The following is a 3,090-nucleotide window of genomic DNA, read 5'->3' on the forward strand; positions in this document are numbered from 1 at the left end:
GGGCGGGGCGCGGCGTCACGCTCCGTGCGCGGCTTGCTCTTCTCCACGCGCAGCGTCTTGGTGCCGTGCTGCTTGCCGTTGATGGTCTCAAAGGCGGCGCAGTCCTCCTCCGCCACGAAGACATAGGCGAAGGTGGGGCGCAGCTCGGCGCGCACCACCTTGCCCACCGGGGCGCCCGCGTCTTCCAGCGCCGTGGCGATGCTGCCCGGCCCCAGGCCATCCGCGGTGCCCAGGTTCACCCACAGCTTCGCCTCGCCCGGACCGGCCTCCAGCGCCGCCGCGCCGCGGACACTCTCGCCGCCGCCGCGGACACTCTCGCGCCGCGCGTCGTCACGGCGGGGCCGGCGCTCGCGCTCGCGCTCGGAGGACTCGCCGCGCTTCTCACGCCGGTCGTCGCGCTCACCACGCTCCCGGCGCTCCCCGCCACGCTCCTTCCGCTCGCCGCGCTCGCGCCGGCCGCTCTCGCGGCTCTCGAACTTGCGCTCCTGCGGAGGCTCACGCCCCTCCGCCGCCATCGCCGCGGCGGCCTTCTCCATGCGCAGGTGGCTGAAGAAGTACTTCAGCAGGAAGGCGATGAGGTCGTCGGCGTCCGCGCGGGGCTTGAGCTGCGCGGCCAGCGGGAGGAAGCCCTCGAAGACGGAGCCGCCCGCGGCCTCCTGGATTTCGCGCACGTGGCGCTCCGTCCACAGGCGCATGGCCTCTTCCGGGGCCGGCATCTCGCGGTTGTCGAACTTGATGCCGTACTTCTTCTCCAGCACGGTGTACGTGGCCAGCTCGCGCCCGGAGAAGAGGTTGATGGCGGTGCCCTTGTTGCCGATGCGGCCGGTGCGGCCCACGCGGTGCAGGTACACCGCCGGGTCCTCCGGCAGCGAGTAGTTGATGACGTACTCCAGGCCGGAGATGTCGATGCCGCGCGCCGCGATGTCCGTGGCGACCATGAAGGCCACCTCGCCGCGCTTCACCTTGCCCATGACCCGCTCGCGCTCCTTCTGCGGCAGGTCGCCATTGAGCAGCTCCGCGTCGAAGCCGTTGCGGTTGAGCACCGCCGTCACCAGCGCCGTGTCATCCCGCGTGTTGCAGAAGATGATGGCGTTCTGCGGCTCTTCCTTCTCCAGCACGTAGATGAGGTTGCGCGGCTTGGGGAAGGCGTCCGACACGTTGTAGCGGATGTGGTGGATGTGCTCCACCGTGAAGACGTCGCCCGACAGCAGCAGCGTCTCCGCGTTCGTCGTGTAGCGCGCGATGAGGTTCTGGATGTCCGTGGGGACGGTGGCGCTGAAGAGCAGCACCTGGCGCGTCTTGGGAAGGCGGTCGAGGATGCGCGTGACCTCCTCGTAGAAGCCCTGGTTGAGCATCTCATCCGCTTCATCCAGGACGGCGTGGTCACACGCGTCGAGCTTCAGGTTGCCGCGGTTGATGTGGTCGAACACGCGGCCCGGCGTGCCGACGATGATGGGGGTGCCATCCTCCAGCGCGTCCTCCTGCTGCTTCATGGAGGCGCCGCCGTAGATGGCCGCGACCTTCAGGCCCTTGTGCTTGGCGAGCGACCTCAGCTCGTCCGCGACCTGCAGGGCCAGCTCGCGGGTGGGGCAGAGGATGAGCGCGCGGACGCGGCGCTCGTCGGCGGGAATCTTCTCGAGCAGGGGCAGGCCGAACGCGGCCGTCTTCCCGGTGCCCGTCTTGCTGCGAACGATGAGGTCTTTTCCCTCCATGGCGGGCTTGAAGGCGCGGGCCTGGACGGGGGTGGGGTTGGTATAGCCGACCTCCGCCAAGGCAAGGCGGATGGGCTCTGACAGGTTCATGTCGTCGAAGCCGATGTCCGCGATGTACTCGGCGGGACGCGTCGGGGCTTCGTCAGGCGCCGGACTCCCCGGCACGTTTGGCTCTTGGATGTCGCTCATCGGGCATGGGCATAGCCCCTGCATTACCCTGTGGCAACAATCGCGGCACTTTGCTGTATGGAGCCCCCATGGCGAATGGGAGGAAAAGAACCAAAGGGACGTCCCCCCGCCCCCGCGTGAAACGGCCGGCCTCGCCCGGGGCTGGCGACGTCGCGGACGCCGAGGTGGACGGGGCGGAGGTCGAGGCTCAAACGGACCCGGATTCCCTGGAGCCGGACGCGGCGGATCTGGCGGAGGTCGAACCCGAGGCCGACCTGGGCACCCCCGTGGCGCCCCCCAGGGCGCTGGTCCGCGCGGAGGAGGTGGGGCTCACGCCCAGGGACCCCCTCCAGGCCTATATGGCCGAGGTGCATCGCCATCCCCTCCTGACGCGGGAGGAGGAGCTCGAGCTGGCCCGGTACTACAAGGAATCCGGGGATGTGAACGCGGCCTACCGGCTGGTGGCGTCCAACCTGCGCCTGGTCGTCAAGCTGGCCCACGAGTACCACCGCAACCCGCTGTCCCTGCTGGACCTGGTCCAGGAGGGGAACATCGGGCTGATGCAGGCGGTGAAGAAGTATGACCCGGAGCGCGGCGTGAAGCTGAGCAGCTACGCCGCCTGGTGGATTCGCGCGTACATCCTCCGCTACATCATGGACAACTGGAAGATGGTGAAGCTGGGGACCACCGAGGCCCAGCGGAAGCTCTTCTTCAAGCTGCGCCAGGAGCAGGAGAAGCTCGTCGCGCAGGGCTTCGAGGCCAGCCCCAAGCTGCTCGCCGAGCGGCTGAACGTCACCGAGCAGGACGTGGTGGAGATGGACCAGCGGCTGGGGCATGACGAGATGTCCATCGACGCGCCCCTGGGCAACGACGACGACTCGCGGAGCACCCGGGCGGACCGCTACCTGCCGTCCAACTCCATGCCGGCCGACGAGCGCCTGGGCGCCGAGCAGCTCAAGGCCCTCTTCCGGGAGAAGCTGTCCGAGTTCGCCCGGACGCTGGAGGGCAAGGAGCGCTTCATCTTCGAGAGCCGCCTCGTCTCCGACGAGCCCCTGACGCTCCAGGACATTGGCGACAAGTACGGAGTCAGCCGGGAGCGGGCCCGGCAAATCGAGGCGGCCCTCATCAACCGGATGCGTGAGTTCATGCGTGAACACATCCCGGACTTCGACCTGGTGGCCAGTCCCAAGGCCTGACGGCGGGGGAGGGG

Annotated in this window: 2 protein-coding genes; one reads left to right on the top strand and one right to left on the bottom strand. The window is 68.9% G+C overall.

What is annotated here, in order from left to right; all coding sequences use genetic code 11:
- A partial coding sequence (locus G4D87_RS36005; RefSeq protein ID WP_163787322.1) for a DEAD/DEAH box helicase occupies nt 1-1,901 on the bottom strand: 1,901 nt, incomplete at its 3' end.
- A 68-nt stretch (nt 1,902-1,969) separates the two neighbouring features.
- On the opposite strand from G4D87_RS36005, the gene G4D87_RS36010 reads away from it, so the two are divergent.
- Nucleotides 1,970-3,076, top strand: a complete 1,107-nt coding sequence (locus G4D87_RS36010) for an RNA polymerase factor sigma-32 (protein WP_163787324.1) — start codon at nt 1,970-1,972, stop codon at nt 3,074-3,076.
- The last annotated feature ends 14 nt before the right edge of the window (nt 3,077-3,090 follow it).

It is taken from the genome of Myxococcus vastator (genome assembly GCF_010894475.1).
Taxonomy (GTDB): Bacteria; Myxococcota; Myxococcia; order Myxococcales; family Myxococcaceae; genus Myxococcus; species Myxococcus vastator.

Excerpts from the sequence above, each read along its gene's own strand:
- G4D87_RS36010 (WP_163787324.1), top strand. The coding sequence starts at position 1,970 with ATGGCGAATGGGAGGAAAAGAACCAAAGGGACGTCCCCCCGCCCCCGC.